1 protein-coding gene, 1 tRNA gene and 2 pseudogenes are annotated in these 1,473 nt (G+C 68.2%); 3 read left to right on the top strand and 1 reads right to left on the bottom strand.

Annotation, left to right across the window (positions count from 1 at the left end):
- Positions 1-222 (top strand): annotated as a pseudogene (locus ABZ914_RS51285) (hypothetical protein); the annotation flags it as partial.
- Positions 223-247: 25 nt separating this feature from the next.
- Positions 248-475, top strand: a pseudogene (locus ABZ914_RS51280) (tyrosine-type recombinase/integrase); the annotation flags it as partial.
- Positions 476-686: 211 nt separating this feature from the next.
- Here the strand turns inward: ABZ914_RS51280 and ABZ914_RS51275 are convergent.
- Positions 687-768, bottom strand: a tRNA-Tyr gene (locus ABZ914_RS51275).
- Positions 769-919: 151 nt separating this feature from the next.
- Here ABZ914_RS51275 and ABZ914_RS51270 point away from each other — a divergent pair.
- Positions 920-1,408: a YajQ family cyclic di-GMP-binding protein gene (locus ABZ914_RS51270; protein ID WP_387029358.1), complete on the top strand. Its 489-nt coding sequence runs from the start codon at positions 920-922 to the stop codon at positions 1,406-1,408.
- Positions 1,409-1,473 lie beyond the last annotated feature (65 nt).

The following is a 1,473-nucleotide window of genomic DNA, read 5'->3' as shown; positions in this document are numbered from 1 at the left end:
GGTGCGGTTCCCGTGGTGCTGTCGGACGGGATGAGCGGGCGACCGGTCGCCGCGCAGATCGAACGCGAGTTCTCCGGGGTGTGGGCCTGGTACGGCGAAGCCACCGGTTCATGGTGGGCGATGGTCCGGCTCGACGGTGACGCTCGTCTCGTAGAGGCGCTCAACCCTGACGAGCTGCGGAACGCGATCGTCCACGCACGGGGCTGGCCCTGGCCTCGATGATGTGAAGCCCGCCGACGTTGGCGGCAAGCGGCTCGCGTTCACGCCGGAACAGGTCGCCTCTCCCCTGGCCCGGCGGCCGTACGACCTGCGGCACGCGGGGGTGTCGCTGTGGCTCAACTCCGGGGTGCCGGCCACCGAGGTCGCCGAGCGGGCGGGGCACAGCGTCAGGGTCCTGTTGCAGGTCTACGCCAAGTGCATCCTCGGTCAGCATGATCGGGCGAACCAGCGGATCGACGATGCGCTCGATGACTGATCACGCCTACGCTGTGGGGGCTCTGGTTCGCGCCGGAGCCCCTTCGGCTTTCCCGGCGCGACCTGCGGGAACGGGCTCGGAGTCATTCCGCCTATATTCCGGGAGCGGTGACATCCGGGGGCGTTCGGTGGCGTCTCGCTGCACCTGGGGATCTTGGATATGCGAACGGCCTCTGACCGTTGTGCCTGGTCAGAGGCCGTTTCGCTGGGTGTGGCGGGTGCAGGGTTCGAACCTGCGTAGGCTAAGCCGACGGATTTACAGTCCGCTCCCATTGGCCACTCGGGCAACCCGCCGTGGCGTCGCTCTCGCGACGGCACTGGAAAGAATAGCGGACGCGGCGAGTGGTCGTGACATCGGAGGCGGGCGGTGCGGAGCCGCGGGGGCGGGTCGCGAGTCGCTACGCTCTCAGGACCGCGAAGGTGCTGCTGAGGGGAAGTGTGCGCGATGGCCGACAGCTCGTTTGACATCGTCTCGAAGCTCGACCGGCAGGAGGTCGACAACGCTCTGAACCAGGCCGCCAAGGAGGTGGCCAACCGGTTCGACTTCCGGAACGTGGACGCCGGGATCAAGTGGTCCGGGGAGAGCATCGAGATCCAGGCGAACACCGAGGAGCGGGCGAACGCCGTGCTCGACGTGCTGAAGGACAAGCTGGTCAAGCGGGGGATCTCGCTGAAGGCGATCGATCCCGGCGAGCCGCGGTTGTCGGGGAAGCTCTACAAGCTGGGCGTCGGGCTGAAGGAGGGCATCTCCCAGGAGGACGCCAAGAAGATCGGCAAGATCGTCCGGGACGAGGGGCCGAAGGGGATCAAGGCCCAGATCCAGGGGGACGAGCTGCGGGTGAGCTCGAAGAAGAAGGACGATCTTCAGCAGGTCATCGCCCTGCTGAAGAGCAAGGACCTGGACGTCGCCCTCCAGTTCGTCAACTACCGGTAGAGCGGAGGGGTGCGGGGGGGGGGGGCGCCCCCCCCCCGCCCCCGGCCGGGCGGCGGCGGGGGGGT

It is taken from the genome of Spirillospora sp. NPDC046719, from assembly GCF_040645715.1.
Lineage (GTDB): Bacteria > Actinomycetota > Actinomycetes > Streptosporangiales > Streptosporangiaceae > Spirillospora.
Note: the sequence above shows the minus strand (reverse complement) of the source record. Positions and strands in the feature narration are given on the sequence as shown.

Bases quoted from the DNA above. Each gene is read 5' to 3' on its own strand.
- ABZ914_RS51270 (WP_387029358.1), top strand. From the start codon at position 920: ATGGCCGACAGCTCGTTTGACATCGTCTCGAAGCTCGACCGGCAGGAG.